The organism is Bacillus sp. ISL-39, from assembly GCF_018613295.1.
GTDB lineage: Bacteria > Bacillota > Bacilli > Bacillales > Cytobacillaceae > Mesobacillus.
Genome location: NZ_JAGGQM010000022.1, coordinates 129,956 through 150,210, shown reverse-complemented (window position 1 = coordinate 150,210; position 20,255 = coordinate 129,956). Strand labels below are relative to the sequence as shown.

Genomic DNA, 20,255 nt, shown 5'->3' with positions numbered 1-20,255 from the left:
TGTCATATATACTGAATATTCAGTTAAAATAAAACTTTCGTAGGAATAATTTCTAATTGATTTGAAAATTATTCTAGTATTTTCATGTCTACCCATAATTTTCTTGCACCCTCGAGTTTCACCTTTTAAAATTTTCGCTTTTCATGACATTAAACTTTAGTAGGTCAATCACGAGCAGGAAATGGATTGTTTTATTTCAACATGCAAAAAAGCTAAAATCCCTGAGCGGGATTTTAGCTTTTATACTTCCTATCCGATTGTTTCAATTTTCACGGCACAAGCCTTGAATTCGGCGGTACCGGAAATTGGGTCATATTCATTCAGTGTAAGTACATTGGTCGGAACCTCGGACCAGTGGAAACTCATGAACACGAGTCCAGGAACAACCTGAGCAGTTATTTTTGCTTTTACGTCAAGCGTGCCTCGTCGTGAACTCACCCTGACGAGATCTCCATCATTGATATGAAGGCGAAGTGCATCTTCTGGATGAATATCAAGGGTTTCCTCTGTCTGTTTAATTTTCACCCCTGCTGTGTAGTGTCGGGTTTGTGTATGAGTATTGTATGACTCATACCGTCTGCCGGTTGTCAGGGTAAAAGGATAATGTTCATCGGGCTGTTCCAAGGGTGGTGTGAATTCAACTGGTACAAAACTGGATCGTTTTTCATTTTCACTTTCAACATGGAACCTTTCGTGAAGGATTTTCGTGCCTGGATGAGTCTCATCAGGACACGGGTAGTGGATGCCATACTCTTTTTCAAGGCGTTCATATGATATGCCCCCATACATCTCCCAAGCAAGTTCCCTTACTTCATTCCAAATTTCTTCGCTTGATTGATAACCCATCGGGTAACCCATTTTCGCCGATAGTTCACACAATATCTCCCAGTCTTCTTTCACTCCAGGCTGGGCATTGACTGCAGTGCGTACACGCTGGACTCTCCTGTCTGTATTGGTGTAAGTCCCGTTAATTTCGCCCCATGACTTGGCTGGCAGCACTACATCTGCCATTTCGGCCGTTTCTGTCATGAAAATATCCTGGACGATGAGTAAATCGAGTTTTTCCAATAGGCTTCTGGTATGGTTCATATGAACGTCTGCGACTAGCGGATTTTCCCCTATACAATATAATGCTTTGATTTCACCTGTATCAATTTTATCGAAGGTCCTCGTCTGGGTGTCACCAACTCTTTTGCTGATTTCAATATTCCATAATTTCTCGAAACGTGCACGGTATTCGCCGTCCAATATGCTGACAGCACCTGTAAGCTGGTTCGGCAGGCATCCCATGTCCCCGGCTCCCTGGACATTATTCTGTCCTCTTAAAGGCATGATGCCTGAACCTTTTTTGCCAATCTGGCCAGTCAGCAGAGCAAGGTTAGCGATATCGAATACATTGTTCACTCCACAGTGATGTTCAGTAATACCGAGTGTGTATGCAATCATCCCCCTGCTGGCCTTTGCATACAGGTGAGCAACCTCAATGATATCTTCTGGCGCCAAACCGGTGATTTCTGCAGAATATTCTGGTGTATAGCGTTCGACCTTTGACAGCAATACATCAAAATCCTCAGTATGCCTGCCAATGAATCCTTGGTCATACAGCTTTTCTTTGATAATGATTCGAATTATCGCGTTGATCAGCGCAATATCTGTACCGACGTTAATTTGCAGATGTTTATGAGCGAACTTGACCATGTCGATTTTTCTTGGGTCAATGACAATTATTTTGAGACCGCCCTTGGCAGCTTTTTTTATTCTGTTTCCTATGATTGGATGTGCTTCCGTCGTGTTGGAACCCATAAGTAAAAGCACTTCTGCCTCATCGATATCTTCCAATGTATTTGTTGGGAAACCGCTTCCAAAAACAGTCGCCAGACCGGCGACACTAGGAGCATGTCAGGTTCTGTTACAGCCATCAATATTATTGCTTCCGATAGCAGTCCTCATGAACTTCTGGGTAACGTAGTTCGACTCATTGGTAGTCCGTGCGCAGGCAAACATCGATATGGATTCTGGACCAAAATCCGTCTTGATTCCAGTCAATCGGCCTGCTATGTAATTATACGCTTCCTCCCAGGTAGCCTTTACCAGCTCTCCTGCTTTCTTGATCATAGGTGTATTCAATCTTTTCGGAGCATGGACATATTGATAGGCAAAAGCACCTTTTATACATGTTTGTCCTTTATTTACAGGTGCGTCCTTATCTCCTCTGATTTTCACAATTCTATTATCTTCTACATCCAATATTAAACCGCAGCCTGTTCCACAATAACCACAGACCGTCTTTACATGGCTAATCGATGACATAGCTTCCCCTCCGGCATTCTATTTAATATTCCCCTTAGTTTCATAGTAGTCTAAATTATCGTTGCAATGTGAAAAAATCATCATATTTCTTGTCATATTTCTGACAATTCACCGACAAATTTAGCTAATCAGACAAGAAGTTGTTAATTAAAGGCTCTTTTCTCGAACTTTGTTGCTATTGACTGCAAAATAGGGTTGAATGACCAATTTTTCTTCGCTAAGTTGACTCTTTTATGAGAAGAGCATACAAATTTAATACCGACCAGCAAATGGCTTTATATTACGTTAAAATTGGCTTTAGGATTTTAACAATCTTTACGAAAACAGCTTAATTATAAAAAAATAAGGCAGGAGTTAACTCCTGCCTTATTTTCGTAATGAACGCTATGCAGTTTTTGCCGGGAGCATAATTTTGAAAGTTGTTCCTTTGTTTTGCTCGCTTTCGATATAAACCTTGCCATTGTGGCTTTCAATGATCTTGAAGCTGACCATCAAGCCGAGTCCATTTCCATTTTTCTTGGTGGTATAAAACGGCTCACCAATCTTCTTCAAAGTTTCTGGAGGAATTCCTACACCGGTATCTTTGATGGAAATGAGGACATTGTCATCCTGTATTTCAGTTCTTACTTTTAAATCTCCGCCTTCAGGCATTGCTTCGATTCCGTTCTTTATAAAATTCAGGAATACTTGCTTCAATCGGTTTTCATCACATTCGATCTGGATAATTTCCTCGGTAGCAGCAAAATCCAGTTTGACATTCCTTTTTCTTGCTTCGAATTTCAGCATAGAAACTACATTTTGGACAATCGGTATGATATTATGTTCCTCAAGCTCCACAGCCTTAGGTTTTGCAAGTACCATGAACTCTTCAACAATATTATTGACTCTGTCAATTTCGTCAAGGATGATTTCAATAAACTCCTGGCGTTGCGGGTCTGTTTCATCAAGCTGCAGGAATTCTGCATATCCTTTCATCGATGTCAGCGGATTTCTGATTTCATGGGCAACACCAGCCGCGAGCTGGCCAACAGCAGCAAGCTTATCCTGGCGGTGAAGCATTTCCTCAGATTTTTTCTTCTCTGTGATATCATTACGTATTGCAAGGTACTGATATGGCTTCCCATTCTCATTTAAAAAAGGAACAATGGTGGTAGCCACCCAGTAAAATGAACCATCTTTTGCCCTGTTTCGGATATCCCCTTTCCAAACCTGACCAGATCCAATGGTTTTCCACAGGTTTTTAAAGAACTCTTTGGAATGCAATCCGGAATTCAATATGCTGTGGTCATTACCAATCAATTCTCCCCTGGTGTATTTAGAGATCTCACAGAATTTATCATTCACACTTTTGATAATCCCCTTTTCGTCAGTAAAAGCAACAATAGAGGATTGGTCGAGGGCAAAATTGATATCACTGACCTCTTTCAGCGTTTCTTTTAGGCTCGCCTCTGCCTGCTTCCTTTGAGTTATATCTGAACGAATAGAGACATATTGATATGGCTTGCCTTTACTATTCAAGAATGGAACAATCGTGGTATCAACCCAATAATAAGAACCATCCTTCTTCTTATTCCGGATTTCACCCTTCCATACCTCACCGGAACCAATTATTTTCCACATATCCTTAAAAAATTTCTTCGCATGAAGTCCAGAATTCAAGATCGAGTGATTTTGACCTAATAGTTCTCCTTCACTGTAACCTGAAATCTCAATAAACTTTTCATTAACATAGGTGATATTACCTTTAGGGTCTGTAATGGCAACAATCGCCGATGAATTAAGAGCATCCGTAATATCTTTTAAGTTTGTATCAGAAACTGCCAGCCTTTTGCTGATCAACGCACTTGAACCGATTAGACCAGCAAGGATGAGCACAGAGATAAAAACAATTAAATAACTGATTAACGACTCTGGGATCCCGGTCTGTTCTACTACCCCGTCCCTCATATTAATTGAGGAAGCCCTTGTTAGGAGAAAATGACCTTCAACAATTGCAGCAGTAACGACAAGAGCGCTTAATGGTTTAATCCATCCATGATCTCCTTGAGTGAAGCTTTTCGAAAAGAAAAGCATCCAAAAGGAAAAATAGAATGATCCAAATACAAGAAGGAGGGCAATCAGTAAAATGGAAGGCTCATAACTGAAATCTAATTTCATTGAGTACATTCCCAGGATATGGACAACCAGGACTGCAAGCATCATGAACAAACTTCCTGCAATCAAATTGATCTTGTTTATTGTCTTGCCAGTCATTGTATAGAACGCCATTGCTGTGAAAGAAATAACCAGGATAATCGATAAGACTGTTATTGAAATACGGTAAGAGACCGTGCCATTGAGATTCAGAGCAAGCATTCCAAAGAAGTTCATAACCCAAATCCCTATACCAAGCGAAAATGTCCCGCCTAAAAACAGAAATCGTTTATTTCGATCGGAAGACTTGATCAGACTGAATAAATCGAGTGCTGTATAAGATGACATGACTGTCAATAAAATGGCTACTAGCAGCAGTATTGGATTGAAGGATAATTCCGGATTATCCATTTAGGCATCATTCCCCATTTAAAGTTTCATTTCGATTGTATGTTAAATCAGAAAAGAATAAAAGGATTTATTAAATAAAATGTAATAATTTTGTCACTTTTATCTGTTGACTCTTGAATTTTTTGGAAAAGCCTCTTCTGTGACTGCTCATGGCGCAGAATTCCAAATAAATATTTGATTTGCCTTTTATTAACCAATACCCCCATTTGATTATATGAACAAACACCTATTTTTTAGTTTTTTCAAAAAAAGGCTACACAATTTTTCAAATTATGTTTATACTGTACTATAACAGGTTAAGTAAAACATAAATTGTACTATAAAAGGAGGAGTTTTATATGATGAGTCCGGTTGAGTTTTTTCGTAAGTTACCAAAGAAGGTGTGCCCTGAATGTGGTGAGGGAATGCAGGAACAAGCAGAATCATATTTAATGGAATGCGACCGTTGTTTATCGAAAAAAGAGGAGTAATATGAAAAGGCACCTTCAAAGCTGAAAGGTGCCTTTTTATATAATCCAGAAAGGACTGCAAAGAAAAAAGAAGCTCATATCGAGCTTCTTCTTTAACATCTTAGGAGACCCAACCAGCATCAGCCCAAAACATTTTTGGAACTATTGAGTTGTATGATCCTCTTACTATAGCCGATGAGTGCTTGTTCCGCATTAAGGGTGTCTTTTAAAAAAGGTTTCCCTGTTTTATGACGTCCCTTTACAAACACATTTTTCGGTATAATCACCGAGAGACTCATTATTCGCTAGTGTGTTTGCGTCTTTTCTCCAATTAGGTCATGCATCCCTACTGACCACTCCATTTGAATGGCAGCTGCTATGAAGGAAATATTCTACTACGACTGTTTCACCTGAAACTTGTTGACTTCCTAATAAGCTGGCACCTTTCCAAGTAACTATTGATACTCTGTTGGTAAAAAGCTTCTTTCCAACGTACATTTACTATAGGCTGGACTCTTGCTTTTTCCCTTTTGAATTGAACCATCGGAAGGTCAAGAACTTTCTTTAGGTTAACTTCGTGAACAGGTCCTTTTCCCTTTAGCTGGTGATGCTGACTTTTTGAAGATCAGCTTCAAACACTTTAGGAATAACCACTTTTCGTTCACTACGGAACGAACACAATTGGTTGAGCCTCCTAAGATGTTAATCACTTTCTTTCTACACTTTTATTATACCACCATATCCAAATGTAAACCCTTTCATTTGTGACAGATTAGTGTCCTTTCCAATAATTATCACTCAATTAAATTCCCAGTATATCCTCACTCTCAATACAAAAACTACCCTTATCAGGGGGTGAGAAAATGGACATTCATAAAGATGATTTAAAAAGGGATAAAGATTTACTCAGCTCGACATATACTCCAAATCAACGGTATGTACCCGGCGGATCAGTTGACGAGCACAGAGATTTTGAAGCGGGAAATATCATTCTGACGGGCGATGAAATAAAACAGCAAAATGAAAATTTATAGCTTGCCTACTTTATTTAAACTATAGTCCCTGCAATATCAAGATTTTTACGGTTCATAAAACCCTCGGTTCTGGATAAAACCGAATTTTGAATAAGGTAAGCATAACCACTTATAAGACTCATCGAAAGGGGTATTCAATTGGATTTAATCGATCCGAAAAATTTGAAGTTTGGTGATGAAGTTTTCGTTATCTACCGTAACCCGCATGTACCATCTGTATCTAACATTAAAGCAGGTGAAATTGTCCAGCATCCTAAAGATCCTAACGCGTTCGCCCTGTTCCTGAATGATACCTTGCATGTAATTGAAGATGATGATGCACTCTTTGCTACTCAAGAGGCGGCCGAAAATGCATATTTTGATGCAATGGATCCGTATCATTCTTAGCCATCATCCTTTTTATATAAGGTTTTAACAGCTTTTCATACGGGTAAATTCAATTACGCAAGCCAATTCCAATTAGGAGGGATGAAGATGAGGGTTTTAACAGCATCTTCTAAGCTCGTCATTGGCTCTGCACTCGAAGGAGGATTTGTCTACCTAAAGAAAGGCACCCTTACCCCCAACAAAGTGATACGACGCGGAAAGCTTTAAATGAGCAAATCCTCTTTCCTCTAAAAGCACACCCACAAAGGGTGTGCTTTTTTGCAATTTTTAGAAATTTAAAGGGTTTTACCTTTCTTTACTCGAATTTAGTAAGCAATAAAAATGTTTGGGGTGACTGTATTGCTTCAATTAGAAATTGAACCTGCAATAAAACTCAATGAAACCCGCTTGCAGCCTTCCTACAGAATGGACCTCAGGAGTTTTTCCGAAAAGGAATACAATAAGTTCGTAAAAGTGAATACAGTTAATGATTGGAGCCAGCTTCGCTGGAAAGATGCAGGAAGGCCATACGAGGTAACATCCTTTGCGCAGGAAAAAAAGGAATGGGAGCAAGTCAATCAACAAAGTCTGCCCGCACACACCTCCTGGCAAATGTTCAACAAATCGTTTCACGAGTGGTTTGTTAAGGATGTTCCTGCAGAAATGGACAATTCGAAACAAAATTTCATGGAGAGCTTAAAGGGTTTCAAACTGAATGAAACAAAGTCTGCATTAGGTGAACTGATCAGAATCCACCTGTGGAACTACGCTCACCGGATTGAGGACGGCATCTGGGACCCAAGGGGCAAACGCGCATTGTTCGAAGGACTTGATTTAATAAAGCCAAGAATCCTCTTCCTGGGAGCCGCTGAAGGTTACGAAGCAATGCAGCTAAGTGCCATGTATCCAGGCGGTGACATTGTGTTTGTGGATTATGATCCTTTCTGCAAGGATACGAGGTTTAGGGATTTTCCTGACACTTATCCCTTTCTCGGAACAAATCCCTCAACAGGAGGCAATAAAGTCTATCATAAAAGTGATTTTGAGACTGAATACATTGTTGAAGACATTCGCAACCTTCCTTTTGGCCATGAATTTGATATCGTCCTCAGTGTAGGGTTGCTTGAGCACTTCCCGGATACATTAAAAAGCGAAGTCGTGGATTGGCATAAGAAGTTCCTGAAAACAGGTGGATATATTATCATGACCACGCCAAGAGCTCAGTTAAAATCCAAACTGTATTATGAAATCATGGCCGATGTCATGAACCACACTTACAGGGAACTGATGACCGTAGAGCAGATGGGGCTGTATTTATACGAGAATGGTTTGGATATCTTAAGACATGGTTATATAAAAGTCCATAACGGGATTATCGCACGTCCCAGATAAAAACAGGCCCTTTTCCAAAAGGGCCTGTACGATTTACAAATCTGATCTCTTGACCGGTTCTTCTTCGTTATTCGTCTGATTGCCAGTGCTAGAAGTATAGCCAACTCGATAGACAAAATCCTTCTTTTGTTTTAACGCATCCGGCATTTTGTATTGATCTCGATTGGATTGAAATTCACCTTTATTCGACACTTAGGACACCTCGTTTCCTGCTTACTGATAACCTCTGTTGTTCAGTTCATCTTCAGCTCCGGATGAGCGCTCAATTTTTCCGCCGACTTCCCCTTCTACATAACTGTCACTAGCCTGCTCATGTGTCATTGCAAGCCCTTGCGAAAGTTCGTCATTTTTATGATAATCCGATGTATCATACATCCGCCCTGCAAGCCCATTACTTTTACCTTTATTCTCTCTCATGAAAGTCCCTCCTTTCGTACTTAGATTATTTTTTGATATAAATCCTAAATCCATACTTCTGTTTTCAATACTTATAGAAACAAAAAACAAACCCTGCCCTTCTATAAGGAAGGACAGGGTTTCTGGAATACTCTATAACAAAATTTTCAGTTTGCAGCAACCTGTTTCGAATGATCTCTTTTTTCATCCTTTATTAACCAGACTGTCAGCAAAACTCCCATTAAAGTCAGTGCAGCAAAAAATAAGTACACCCCATAAATACTGAATTCTTCAAAAATGATGCCGCCGAAGAATGTGAAAAACCAGTTGCCTAATCCGTTGCCGACTGCCGAGTATATCGTTACTGCCGTTGCAGTAATATGCAGGGGAGTAATATCCCGAATATACTGCAAACCTGCAGGAATGAACAATCCAAGAGAAAAGCCCTGGATAATAGCTGAGGCGTAAACAAGAGATAAAGAAGGTTCTGTAAAATAGAAAATCCATCGAATTAATGAAACGATCGCTGCAATAAAAGCGACCTGAAGCAGCCCTAATTTACGAATCCAGCTTCCTGCAGCCCTCATAAATGGAATTTCAGATAACACTGCAATAAGAAAGGCGATACCAATCCCAGTATACGTGCCGCCACGGTCCTCCACAAACAGACTGAAGTAAAAGTTATTGGCCAAATTAGGACCGAAAATCATGAATGTGACTCCAAGGAAAATTAGAAACTTCTTCATCTGCATTAAATCCTTCATGCCTGCGAATAGCCCTATTGGCCGTCCTGAAGGTTCTTTGGGCATTTTCAATGAAAAAGATGCCGAGATCAATAATGTCAGGAAAAAAGCGTAAAATATCACTTGTGGATTCCACTCGGACAACCGGCCCATTACAAAAACCGCCAGTCCGAATCCCAGTGAACCAAATAATCGGACATTTCCATAATTGACTCCTGCTTTGCTAGTGTACTTCAAGGAAATACTGTCTGATAAAGGTATGATTGCACTCTGAAAAATCGCGAGGAGCGTTGCGATGATCAAGAACGAAATAAATCCATCGAAGAAAACATAACCCAAAGCGGCAACACCTGTTATCAAGGTAGTTAAAGTCAGGAGCATATTATGGGCATTTTTCATGTCAGCAAGCATTCCCCAAAACGGCTGGAAGAAAATCATAATGACTGGACCAATGGACAGGATGATCCCAATCTGATATCCATTTAAATTTTCAACTTCACTTAAGTAAACACTTAATAAAGGAAATAAACTGCCTATGCCAAAAAAAACAAAAAGATAAAAGCCTTGCAAAGTAAAGATATTGCGCTTAACGTGCATGTCCATTTGTATCCTCCGTACTGACGCGTTATTGAGTTATATTTTACCACTATTTTAATATAAGAATAGATCATTTTGTTTCATGCATTATAAAAGAATGAATAAAGCGTTTTCATTTCATCAACCTCATGTTAAAATAATGTTGCTATGTGATCAGACGTCTGCTCACTGTAAAAATTCATTAACCATCTTGCCAAAAGAGGCGGTGAAAACATGAAAGAAATCATCTTAAGCTTAGTTGCTGGTTTAGTAGTAGGTATCCTTTTTAAATTCCTGAAGCTTCCTCTTCCAGCACCTCCAGTTCTTGCAGGTGTACTTGGAATTGTAGGAGTTTATTTAGGCGGAGTTGTTGGAGAGTGGATTCTGAATTCCTTTAAAGGTTGATAGGCTGCTTAAGCATAGGCTCTTTCTGTAAACCTCACTTCAGGCACTTCAAATCACATATCCGTATAGGCCCCAAGCCAAGAGGAATAAGACTGCATGAATATGCTTAAATTGAACTGTCAATGCAGCGAAAAGCGAAAAGCGAAAACAAAAAATCCACGGACAGCTCCGCGGATTTTTTATTGTTTTTACATTCGCTTTAAGGCATTTTGTCGATATACTGTCCGGTCTGCAGTTTGGCTTTCCTCTTTCGCCGTCCCTTTCGCATTAAGGTATACATAGAGAGTGCCAACGAAAAAGCCTCCGCCTATTATATTTCCCAAGGTTACAGGCACGAGGTTGTACAAACTGCCGGCAATACTGATTGTTTCAGGATGCGGTACGAGAAGCGCAATCGAAAAGAGGACCATGTTTGCCACGCTGTGCTCGAATCCTGAGACAACAAAAGCAAAGACCAAAAGCATTATGACTCCGATTTTTGCTGCATCTCCTTTTATACTAAATGGAACCCATACAGCAAGGCAAACAAGCCAATTGCACAGGATAGCACGAAAGAACAATTGATAAGCCGGTGTATTCATTTTCATGCTTACAGTTTCCATCATATATTGTGTTTTTTCTGGTGATAAAAATATTCCCGACAGCATGACTAGAATGCCAAAGAAAAATGCTCCAATTAGATTTCCGGAATAACATGCTATCCAGTTTTCTATGGTATCCTTCCACGTCGTTACTTTTTTCAAAGAGCTGATTGTCATCATCATTGTGTTGCTTGTGAACAGTTCTCCACCGCCGTACAAAATCAGGACAAGTGCCAATCCGAAGAAGATCGAGCTGGCGATAGGTGTTGCTGCTGAATGTGCATCAAAAAAATATTCACCCAACCGGTAAGAGACCATGATGCCAAAGCCGATATACACACCAGCAAGCGCTGCACGCATGAGGTACTTACCCTTTGATTCACTGAGATACTCTTTCTTTTTTAATGCAGTGTTGATGGCTAGTTCCATTGGCTGTTCACTCATTGTTAAGACTCCTCTATTTGTGAATAAAGTCACATTTTTTACTGATAGATTAATCTTAAACCCGAAATCAGAGTTTGTTAATAGCTAACACCATGAACTGTTTATGTCCATTTTCGAAGCGTTTTCATTTGCATTATAGAGGGTTTCTTTGAAGAGCAGGCTTTTAACCCTATAAATGAATAGGGGAAACCCCTTAGGTGTTTGGCATAATCTATCCTTATACCAGAATTGTGCTAACGTTAAAAGAGCCCTTCTGTTAAAAAGGCCCTTTTAGCAGAGTCTATATATAAATTCCCCCGGTTGGATTCAAGTATCTTCACGTATAACACTTTCTTCGATATGTTTTTTATCCATTCTGTTCAACAGCTTCCGGTTCTCTTTGGACTCAAAAATAATATTGAAATCATAGTCTTCCGGATAAAGCTGAGACGCAGGCAAGTTCAGCTTTAGGCGTTTATGATTCACCTCGACTTTTCGCTCCCTGACCTGGACGAGGTAATTCCCCTGAATGTCTGGTCCACTATAAATAACGCCCAGTTCCCCAGTGTTTAATACATGAACACTATCACCCATTTCAAATTTTATCACTTGCTTCTTTGAAACCTTGGAAGACTTCTGTCTTTTATGTCTGTTTGCTGTGATTTGCTGCTCTCTTTCTATCAAGGCAGCAGGATCATCCACAAATAACGAAGTGTAATCATGCTCTGCTTTGTAGGTTATTTCATGAGCCCGTTCAAGCAGCTTGGGGTGAATGCCCAGTTTTAGCGCAATTGCAAAAGCCTGGCTTTCCCCACCCTTTCCGATCCGCAGACGATAAGTAGGCTTAAGTGTATCAAGATTAAATTCCATTGAACCATTCATGAAATCCTCATGATTGTCAGCGAAGTCTTTAATCTCGCTGTAATGCGTTGTCGCAAATATAGTCGCCCCCTTATTGTTCAGGCTCTCAAGGATGGCTGTAGCTAGTCCCATCCCTTCTCCCGGGTCAGTCCCTGAGCCCAGCTCATCAAGAAGGATAAGTGACTTGTCATTGGCGTCCTTCAAGATCTCTTTTATATTGACAATCCTGGAACTGAAGGTGCTCAGATTTTGCTCGATGCTTTGCCCATCTCCTATATCGACAAGCACTTTATGAAAAATTCCCGCAGTGCTCCCCCCGCTTACCGGCAGAAGCAGTCCGCTTTGTGCCATTAGTGAAAGCAGCCCCGCTGTCTTGATGGATACGGTTTTCCCGCCTGTATTCGGTCCGGTAATGACAAGAGCATGATAATCTGTTCCAATTTCAATATTCAATGGAACCGCTTTTTCACCAAGCAGCGGATGGCGCGCTTGATTGAATAAAATGACAGGGTCATCAATAATTGCAACTTTTTTTGCGTCAATAGACCTGCAATATTTTGCTTTTGCAAACAGGAAGTCATAGTGAACCATCGTCTCCATGGCCATCCGGATTTCTTTCTCTTTTCCCTCAGCCAGACCAGTCAAGGCAAACAGTACTTTCTCCACTTCAGCTTGCTCGTCTAAATAAAGCCACTCCATCTGGTCCTGGAATGAGCCAATTTCTTCTGGTTCGATAAAAAGAGTTGAGCCTGATGCCGATATATCAAGGACCGCTCCTCTTACCTTGCCGCGATATTCCTTCTTTACAGGAACAACATACCTTCCGTTTCTTTGGCTGATAACAGCTTCTTGAAGAAGTGGTTTTATTTTTGCAGATTTCAACAACTGGTTAAGCCTCTCTTTTAAACGTTCTCCCTGGATTCCTATTTGTTTCCGGACCCTCAATAGTTCCCTAGATGCGTAATCATCAATCTGGCCGTTCCGAATACACCTTTGTATCTCAGCAGCAAGTTCAGGCAGTTCTTCGATTCCCTGGACATATTGAGAAACTCTTGGAGCGGCAAACTCCTTATCCTTCATGAAACGGCGGATCTTATTGCAGGTTTCCAGGAAGGAAAGCAGCAGCGCCAGTTGCTCTGTCCGAAGCGGGATTCCTTTGTTAAATCCCTTAAGAACTGTTTCCATCCCTTCAAGACCGTGGATCGGAACACTGGTACTAATCCTGAGAATTTCAACTGCTTCATAAACTTCCTCCTGCCATGATGTGATCTGCTTCAGATTGGCGGAAGGCTGCATTTCCGTTACTTTTATTCGGCCTGATTCAGTTAAAGCAAATCCAGCGATTTCACCCTTTATTTTGTCGTAACCAAGAACTGTAAATGTTTGTTCGTTCAAGTTAGTTTCCTCCTTTAAAAATATAAAAAGCCGCTTTGGAACAAGTCCACAGCGGCTTCTAAAATGCCTCGCAGACACGGCTGCAGGCACTCCTTTCCAAAAGAAAAAGCTGTGTACAAAGACACAGCTTCTGCTTACGGATATCAAGCATGCTTTACTATGTTCATTGTTCTTAACATTCAATCCCGCGCATAGTTAAATAAACCCATTGCAGGCCTATTAAAAAATCCGGATTGACCGTATGAAATTAACGGTTTAGTTAAGAACGGCACCTAACATAAAACATACTCCCAAATATAAAAAAATTTTCTTCTACAATAGAATACTTCCATTTCATCAGGATAGTCAACCACATTTATCCAATTAAGTTATAAATATAGAAACAATAGGTCCAAAAAAGATTGTTCACATTTTCTCTATTGACCTATTGTTTATATTTCATTTTAAATTAGGTTTAAACAACGGACGGAAAAGGTGGAGATTGCGTGGCCAGCCAGGAAAATCAAAATAGCCTTACTTATGAGATGAGCGAATTAATAAAAGCATCCGAAAAAATCATTAAATTCAAGAAAGGAACTTTTTTATTCCGCGAGGGGCAGGAAGCAAAGGAGATGTATGTTATTCTGTCTGGCAAGGTACAAATCTCGAAAATGAACGCCGAAGGAAAAGAATTGTATTTAAGATTATGTAAAAAAAACGACATTGTAGGTGAGCTAACTCTCTTTACAGCAGGCCCAAGATACTTATTCAATGCACGAGTAGTTGAAGATGGTGAAGCAGCAGCTGTTAATATTGAAAATCTGGAACAAATATTATTCAATAACAGCCAGCTTGCGTACCAATTCCTTAAGTGGATGAATGACCATATTCGAAGAACCATCACTAAATTTCGCGATCTTGTCTTGAACGGCAAAAAAGGAGCGTTGTATTCTACATTGATCAGGCTAAGCAATAGTTATGGCACTAAACAGGAGGATGGCATCCACATTAATGTACCAATCACGAACCAGGATTTAGCTAACTACTGTGGAACCGCGCGGGAAAGCGTCAGCCGCATGCTCGGTGAACTGCGGGATGAAGGAATCATCTCGATACACAAGAAAAGAATTATCATCCATAACCTGAACTACTTAAAACAACAAATCGACTGTGAAAATTGTCCAATCGAGTATTGCAATATTGAATAAATGTGAAAAAGGAAACCAGAGGAGGTTTCCTTTTTCATATGCATCCTTACAAAAATACCGGGAGAATTATTGGCAGGAACAACGAAGTTATTATAGCGGCCATTCCCATTGCTGCACCTGAAACTGCGCCCTGCAGCTCTCCTTCCCTGGCGGCTTCTGCTGTTCCAATTCCGTGAGCAATGGTTCCGATGGCTAACCCTCTTGAAAAAGGGTCATCGATTTTCATGATGTTCATAAGAAACGGGCCAATCATCGCCCCAAGCATGCCTGTAATCATGACGAACGCAGCAACCAAAATTGAGTCTGCCCCGATGATCCTGGCAACCTCTGAAGCTACAGGTATTGTAATAGACTTGATTGTCAAAGAAACTAGGATCAAATCCGATAAGTTAAGCAAATAAGCTATGAACACAGCTGAGAGTATGGTCGAGACGATACCTGAAATCAGACCGGACAAAGCCGGAACTGCGTAAGCAGAAATGACTTTTCTTTGGCGATATAATGGTACTGCTAATGCCACAGTAGCAGGTCCCAGAAAATAGGTCATAATCTCACTTGCTGGTTCATAATCCTTATAAGATATGTTCAGCAACAGCAGCACGGTAATTACAATCGCTGTACTCAAAAATACCGGGGAAGTCAGCGGAGATGGATATTTGCCAGCAGCCTTCCTGGCGAGAAGGTATGCAAGCAATGTTATGAGAATACTAAAGATCGTGAGCAGAGTTCCCAGCTTTCTCCCCCCCTTTTCGCTTTACCAGGACATGTGAAGTGCCTCCCGCAAACACCATGCCTACAATAGCGCTCAAAACTAAAATAACCGCAAGTTGAATCCCATTTTCTGCGATAATTCCCCCGAGAGTCATCAAACCAACTGAAATCGGTACAAAAAAGAAAGATAGATGCCTGACGAGAAAATCCGCCGCGCCTTCAAACCATTCAAGCCGGACTACCCTCGTCCATAACAGCACGAAAAGAAGGATCATTCCTAAAACATTCCCTGGAATACGCAGTTCGAAAAACTCTACAATATAAAAACCAGTTTTATTAATCAGGATCAACCCTGCAATTTGCAATAGGTATTTTAAAATTTTATCAGCTTTCAAGTTTTATTCCCCTTTGTATTCCCATAGACATTGAAAATGTTTTTACATTTCATTATAAATCTCATTCATCACATTTCAAGAATATTCACTTATTTATTTTTGAAAGTGCCATATTAAACATAGTTCACACAATGTCCATATGATTTTCCTCATATTTTTTATATCTTTATAAGGGGGAGGATTGTGTTATGAAAAAAATCTATCTTATCAGTTCACTAATTGTATTAATAGGCATTACATCGGGAATTTCATTCTTTCTAATCAGGGATGCCAATGCACAGATTCCAGAGGACATCACGCTCGTAACCATGGATGAAGAACACTATACTTTTGGAGAAGAAACAGAGACCATCAAACTTGTGGAATTCATCTATACTCATTGTCCTGATATCTGCCCAACGACAACACAAAAAATGAACCTGCTGCGCAAAGACTTGAACGAAGAAGGAGTATATGGTAAGGAAGTTCAGTTTGTTACTGTTACAATTGACCCGTACCGGGATACCCCTGAAGTTTTAAGAAAATACATGGACAATTTCGGACTTAAAAATGATGGGAATTGGATTTTCTTGACAGGCGATCCAGCCGACATTTTAGAAGAGCAACAGAAAATCAAACAGGTTGCCGATACATTCCAGTTCCAGTATCGTGATCCAGGGAACGGGTTCTATGTCCATAGTACATTTACTTACCTGATTGATAAAAACAATAAATTCATAAAAAAATTCCCGATGGGGGAAGATTTCAATAAAGATGAAGTTTTCGAAGATATAATGGATGAGTTATAGCACACAAAAAAAGCGGTTGAATGCACCGCTTTTTTTGCTGTTCAATTTAGTTTAATTGTTTACTTTTCATTATATCTGTCTTAATACTTCTTGAAGGCCGAATCTGTATAATGATAAGCACGCCTATCTCTTAATGCGAATTCACTGTTGTGGGATGTTTCTCTGTTTTTTGCAGGGAAAAAAATTCTGATTTTGGCTTAGTGAAGCTGACTTTTATCCCTGATTCCTTTAGACGGTTAACAAAATCAACCAGCTGCTTTTTAGCCATTTTCAAAAACTCCTTTTACCATCTTTATCTAATATTATTTTACATGAAAAATATGAAATATGTGTGAAAATGAGCAAAAAAATTGACAATAGCTATAAAAAATAATCGCATATTTCCCAATAGACACTACGGATACATTTTGATAAATAAGAAACAAATTTTCTCATTAATTACTACACTCGCCTTTTCCCATTTTGTTCCCTATAAAAACACCATTAAACAAAAAAATGTTCCATTCATTCGCTCATAGCATTTAAACATGTTATAATCTTTGGGATATATATTAATGGAGGCTACTAAATAAATGATTACAGTTCAAAATGTTGGCTTGAGATATGGTGACCGCAAGCTCTTTGAAGATGTTAATATTAAATTCACACCGGGAAATTGCTATGGCCTGATTGGAGCCAATGGTGCAGGCAAATCGACTTTCCTTAAAATCTTATCAGGAGAAATTGAAGCGCAAACAGGAAATGTTTCAATGACACCTGGTGAGCGGATGGCAGTACTGAAACAAAACCACTTTGAGTACGAAGATGTGGAAGTGTTGAAAGTCGTCATTATGGGACATGCCCGTTTATATGAAGTCATGCAGGAAAAAGATGCAATTTACATGAAGGCAGACTTCACAGATGAAGACGGCATGAAGGCCGCCGAGCTTGAAGGTGAGTTTGCTGAGCTTAATGGCTGGGAAGCAGAATCCGAAGCAGCGATTCTTCTTAAAGGCCTTGGAATCGGCGAGGAGCTTCATGATAAAAAAATGGCTGATATCGGCGGCGGAGAAAAAGTAAAGGTCCTTCTTGCACAGGTACTATTCGGCAAGCCGGATGTTCTCCTTCTCGATGAACCTACCAACCACCTTGATATCGCTGCGATACAATGGCTGGAAGAATTCTTAATCAACTTCGAGAATACAGTTATCGTTGTGTCCCACGACCGTCACTTCTTGAATAAAGTATGTACCCATATTGCCGACCTTGACTTTGGCAAGATCCAGCTTTATGTCGGCAACTATGATTTCTGGTATGAATCAAGCCAGCTGGCTTTGAGAATGCAGTCCGATACTAATCGCAAGAAAGAGGAAAAAATCAAGGAATTACAGGCGTTCATTGCGCGATTCAGTGCAAACGCATCTAAATCCAAGCAGGCTACTTCCCGTAAAAAACTGCTTGATAAGATTTCTCTGGATGATATCAAACCATCATCCCGTAAATATCCATACGTTGGATTTACTCCCGACCGTGAAATCGGCAATGACTTATTAAGAGTTGACGGAATTACCAAGACGATTGACGGGGTAAAGGTTTTGGATAATATCAGCTTCATTATGAACAAAGATGACAAAATTGCGCTTGTTGGGAAAAACGAAATCGCGATTACGACATTGTTCAAAATCCTTACCGGTGAAATGGAGCCAGACAGCGGGACTTTTAAATGGGGTGTAACGACATCTCAGGCGTATTTCCCTAAAGACAACTCTGAGTTCTTTGAAGGCTGCGACCTGACCCTGGTTGACTGGCTCCGCCAGTTCTCACCAAAGGATGACAGCGAAAGCTTCCTTCGCGGATTCCTTGGACGTATGCTTTTCTCCGGTGAAGAAGTATTGAAAAAAGCAAGCGTACTTTCCGGTGGCGAAAAAGTCCGCTGCATGCTGTCAAAAATGATGCTATCTGGAGCAAACGTCCTTCTATTGGATGAGCCAACTAACCACCTGGATCTTGAATCCATCACTGCCTTGAATAATGGCATGATCAATTTTAAAGGTTCAATGATCTTTTCATCCCATGACCACCAGTTCGTTCAAACTGTGGCGAACAGGATCATGGAAATCACTCCTTTAGGGTTGATTGATAAGCAGATGACTTATGATGAATACCTTGAAGATGAAGAACTGCAAAAGCAAATTGCTGAAATGTACGCATAATATAAACCCTCGGGAATTTCCCGAGGGTTTCTCTGTTTTAAAGCTTGGACATTAACTTTCTTAATCTTTTTTCTGTTTCTTTCTTGAAGAAGCAGCGGTTCTGCTGCCTGTCTCACTCACCGTTGTCCCCTGCCCTTCAACCTGGGATGAATTCAACCCTATTGTCGATGGATCCTTTTTTCTTTTATTGCTCATAAATACCCCTCCACTTTACAAATAGTCTTCTTTAATATTGTCTTGCGAAAAGAATATTTTATACTGCTGGCGGACAACTTAGATTAGTGAGGAGGTGTTATTGATGGCAAGAGTAGGTGTAGAACAATCACTAACAAACATTTCTGAAGCCTTGCGTGAAAGAGGACATGATGTCGTCGAGTTACGCTCAGAAGCAGATGCTCAAGGCTGTGACTGCTGTGTTGTAACTGGAATAGACTCAAACGTCATGGGGATGCAGGATGTTTCAACACAAGGATCAGTCATTGAGGCAAACGGGCTTTCCGCAGATGAGGTTTGCAGGCAGATTGATCAAAAAACCGGACAGAATCAATAATACTTATGAAACTGCCGATCAGGCAGTTTTTTTTTGCCCCTATTTTCTTTTCCTACCCCTAATTCATGATATTTTCACCAACTTGTGATATTTTCTGTATGTAGGATGATTCTAATTTCGATATAATCAGTTATATCTATTGTATATGTTTAAAAAGGACTGTTTGAAAGGATGTCAGGATTGAGGAAATTACATATTGTTCTTCTCACAGCCCTCTTACTCTTCATTTCAGGATGTGCAGATGCCAGTAAACCAAGGAAAATTGAACTGACTATCTCTGCCGCAGCAAGCCTCCGGGAAGTCATGGAAGAAGCCGGGCAACTATATATGGAACAGAATCCAGGAATTAAAGTGGTCTACAATTTTGGCGGATCCGGTTCCTTGCAGCAGCAAATCTCCCAGGGTGCCCCGGTAGACTTGTTTATTTCCGCGGCTGAGGATAAATTCGATTATTTACTTTCCAAAAAGCTTATAGATCAACAACACAGCGTAAGACTGCTCAGAAACGAACTTGTAATGATCACACAGAAAGAAAACAAGGATATAGATTCAGCTGAATCGCTGACTAGCGTTAATATTGAAAGAATTGCCATGGGCACTACCGAATCTGTGCCTGCCGGCATGTATGCGAAACAAGCATTGCTATCGTTGCACTTATGGGAAAAACTTGAGCAAAAAGTTATTCCTGCTAAGGACGTTCGCCAGGTTCTTTCCTATGTTGAAACAGGAAATGTCGATGCTGGCTTTGTTTATAAAACAGATGCACTGATTTCCGATAAAATTAGGATTATCCCTTTGAATGAAAAAGCACTTCACGATCCTATTGTTTATCCAGTTGGTGTAGTTGCAAGGACTCAGCATCCTAATGAGTCCATCGACTTTTTCAATTTCCTAAATGGACAAGAAGCAATGAACATTTTTAAAAAATATGGCTTTAAAGCAGCATTGGATTGATTT

21 protein-coding genes and 1 pseudogene are annotated in these 20,255 nt (G+C 40.1%); 10 read left to right on the top strand and 12 right to left on the bottom strand.

From position 1 onward, the window contains the following. Window positions 1-249: 249 nt before the first annotated feature. From fdhF to J7E37_RS16565, 3 genes and pseudogenes are all read right to left on the bottom strand, one after another. On the bottom strand, window positions 250-2,127 hold the full coding sequence (gene fdhF / locus J7E37_RS22520; protein WP_353050031.1) for a formate dehydrogenase subunit alpha: 1,878 nt from the start codon (window positions 2,125-2,127) through the stop codon (window positions 250-252). A gap of 24 nt (window positions 2,128-2,151) precedes the next feature. Then, window positions 2,152-2,310 (bottom strand): annotated as a pseudogene (locus J7E37_RS22515) (hypothetical protein); the annotation flags it as partial. A 384-nt stretch (window positions 2,311-2,694) separates the two neighbouring features. After that, entirely contained in the window at window positions 2,695-4,854 is a 2,160-nt protein-coding gene (locus tag J7E37_RS16565; protein WP_215025245.1) for a PAS domain S-box protein, read from the bottom strand. Between the two features lie 338 nt (window positions 4,855-5,192). On the opposite strand from J7E37_RS16565, the gene yhfH reads away from it, so the two are divergent. The 4 genes from yhfH to J7E37_RS16545 all read left to right on the top strand — a co-directional run bounded on the left by yhfH (window position 5,193) and on the right by J7E37_RS16545 (window position 8,095). After that, window positions 5,193-5,324, top strand: coding sequence for a protein YhfH (gene yhfH, locus J7E37_RS16560; protein WP_214781383.1), 132 nt, complete (start codon window positions 5,193-5,195; stop codon window positions 5,322-5,324). An 842-nt stretch (window positions 5,325-6,166) separates the two neighbouring features. Beyond that, a complete protein-coding gene (locus J7E37_RS16555) occupies window positions 6,167-6,337 on the top strand; it encodes a hypothetical protein (RefSeq protein ID WP_192471715.1) in 171 nt (56 codons plus the stop codon). A gap of 138 nt (window positions 6,338-6,475) precedes the next feature. Further along, entirely contained in the window at window positions 6,476-6,724 is a 249-nt protein-coding gene (locus J7E37_RS16550; RefSeq protein WP_215025242.1) for a transcriptional regulator SplA domain-containing protein, read from the top strand. A gap of 339 nt (window positions 6,725-7,063) precedes the next feature. Further along, entirely contained in the window at window positions 7,064-8,095 is a 1,032-nt protein-coding gene (locus J7E37_RS16545) for a class I SAM-dependent methyltransferase (RefSeq protein ID WP_251009717.1), read from the top strand. A 33-nt stretch (window positions 8,096-8,128) separates the two neighbouring features. On the opposite strand, the gene J7E37_RS16540 is transcribed toward J7E37_RS16545, so the two are convergent. The 3 genes from J7E37_RS16540 to J7E37_RS16530 all read right to left on the bottom strand — a co-directional run bounded on the left by J7E37_RS16540 (window position 8,129) and on the right by J7E37_RS16530 (window position 9,837). Then, entirely contained in the window at window positions 8,129-8,287 is a 159-nt protein-coding gene (locus J7E37_RS16540) for a hypothetical protein (RefSeq protein ID WP_214781585.1), read from the bottom strand. A 21-nt stretch (window positions 8,288-8,308) separates the two neighbouring features. Next, complete coding sequence (locus J7E37_RS16535; protein ID WP_214781378.1) at window positions 8,309-8,512, bottom strand: YozQ family protein; 204 nt, start codon at window positions 8,510-8,512, stop codon at window positions 8,309-8,311. A gap of 146 nt (window positions 8,513-8,658) precedes the next feature. Continuing rightward, window positions 8,659-9,837 carry an MFS transporter gene (locus J7E37_RS16530; RefSeq protein WP_215025236.1) on the bottom strand — a complete coding sequence of 393 codons (1,179 nt, stop codon included), beginning with the start codon at window positions 9,835-9,837 and terminating at the stop codon, window positions 8,659-8,661. A 207-nt stretch (window positions 9,838-10,044) separates the two neighbouring features. On the opposite strand from J7E37_RS16530, the gene J7E37_RS16525 reads away from it, so the two are divergent. Continuing rightward, window positions 10,045-10,215 carry a XapX domain-containing protein gene (locus J7E37_RS16525; RefSeq protein WP_192471710.1) on the top strand — a complete coding sequence of 57 codons (171 nt, stop codon included), beginning with the start codon at window positions 10,045-10,047 and terminating at the stop codon, window positions 10,213-10,215. Window positions 10,216-10,403: 188 nt separating this feature from the next. Here the strand turns inward: J7E37_RS16525 and J7E37_RS16520 are convergent, their stop codons facing one another. Continuing rightward, window positions 10,404-11,240, bottom strand: a complete 837-nt coding sequence (locus tag J7E37_RS16520; RefSeq protein ID WP_251009716.1) for a formate/nitrite transporter family protein — start codon at window positions 11,238-11,240, stop codon at window positions 10,404-10,406. 306 nt (window positions 11,241-11,546) lie between these two features. Then, the gene (locus J7E37_RS16515; RefSeq protein ID WP_215025233.1) at window positions 11,547-13,475 is read right to left on the bottom strand and encodes an endonuclease MutS2; all 1,929 of its coding nucleotides are present in this window, start codon (window positions 13,473-13,475) and stop codon (window positions 11,547-11,549) included. 524 nt (window positions 13,476-13,999) lie between these two features. Here J7E37_RS16515 and J7E37_RS16510 point away from each other — a divergent pair. Beyond that, a complete protein-coding gene (locus tag J7E37_RS16510; RefSeq protein WP_215025309.1) occupies window positions 14,000-14,662 on the top strand; it encodes a Crp/Fnr family transcriptional regulator in 663 nt (220 codons plus the stop codon). A 46-nt stretch (window positions 14,663-14,708) separates the two neighbouring features. On the opposite strand, the gene J7E37_RS16505 is transcribed toward J7E37_RS16510, so the two are convergent. Together J7E37_RS16505 and J7E37_RS16500 are read right to left on the bottom strand one after the other, a co-directional pair. Then, window positions 14,709-15,356, bottom strand: coding sequence for an LrgB family protein (locus J7E37_RS16505; protein ID WP_251009715.1), 648 nt, complete (start codon window positions 15,354-15,356; stop codon window positions 14,709-14,711). Window positions 15,357-15,369: 13 nt separating this feature from the next. Continuing rightward, window positions 15,370-15,768 carry a CidA/LrgA family protein gene (locus tag J7E37_RS16500; RefSeq protein WP_251009714.1) on the bottom strand — a complete coding sequence of 133 codons (399 nt, stop codon included), beginning with the start codon at window positions 15,766-15,768 and terminating at the stop codon, window positions 15,370-15,372. Between the two features lie 188 nt (window positions 15,769-15,956). Here J7E37_RS16500 and J7E37_RS16495 point away from each other — a divergent pair, with 188 nt between their 5' ends. Next, complete coding sequence (locus J7E37_RS16495; protein WP_215025229.1) at window positions 15,957-16,556, top strand: SCO family protein; 600 nt, start codon at window positions 15,957-15,959, stop codon at window positions 16,554-16,556. A gap of 130 nt (window positions 16,557-16,686) precedes the next feature. Here the strand turns inward: J7E37_RS16495 and J7E37_RS16490 are convergent, their stop codons facing one another. Continuing rightward, the gene (locus tag J7E37_RS16490; RefSeq protein WP_023627787.1) at window positions 16,687-16,824 is read right to left on the bottom strand and encodes a hypothetical protein; all 138 of its coding nucleotides are present in this window, start codon (window positions 16,822-16,824) and stop codon (window positions 16,687-16,689) included. 304 nt (window positions 16,825-17,128) lie between these two features. On the opposite strand from J7E37_RS16490, the gene J7E37_RS16485 reads away from it, so the two are divergent. Next, a complete protein-coding gene (locus J7E37_RS16485; protein WP_215025226.1) occupies window positions 17,129-18,748 on the top strand; it encodes an ABC-F family ATP-binding cassette domain-containing protein in 1,620 nt (539 codons plus the stop codon). Window positions 18,749-18,808: 60 nt separating this feature from the next. On the opposite strand, the gene J7E37_RS16480 is transcribed toward J7E37_RS16485, so the two are convergent. Further along, window positions 18,809-18,943, bottom strand: a complete 135-nt coding sequence (locus tag J7E37_RS16480) for a YuzL family protein (protein WP_192471704.1) — start codon at window positions 18,941-18,943, stop codon at window positions 18,809-18,811. Window positions 18,944-19,046: 103 nt separating this feature from the next. Here J7E37_RS16480 and J7E37_RS16475 point away from each other — a divergent pair, with 103 nt between their 5' ends. Beyond that, window positions 19,047-19,298: a YkuS family protein gene (locus J7E37_RS16475; protein ID WP_192471703.1), complete on the top strand. Its 252-nt coding sequence runs from the start codon at window positions 19,047-19,049 to the stop codon at window positions 19,296-19,298. Between the two features lie 180 nt (window positions 19,299-19,478). Continuing rightward, the gene (gene modA, locus J7E37_RS16470) at window positions 19,479-20,252 is read left to right on the top strand and encodes a molybdate ABC transporter substrate-binding protein (RefSeq protein ID WP_483297220.1); all 774 of its coding nucleotides are present in this window, start codon (window positions 19,479-19,481) and stop codon (window positions 20,250-20,252) included. Window positions 20,253-20,255 lie beyond the last annotated feature (3 nt).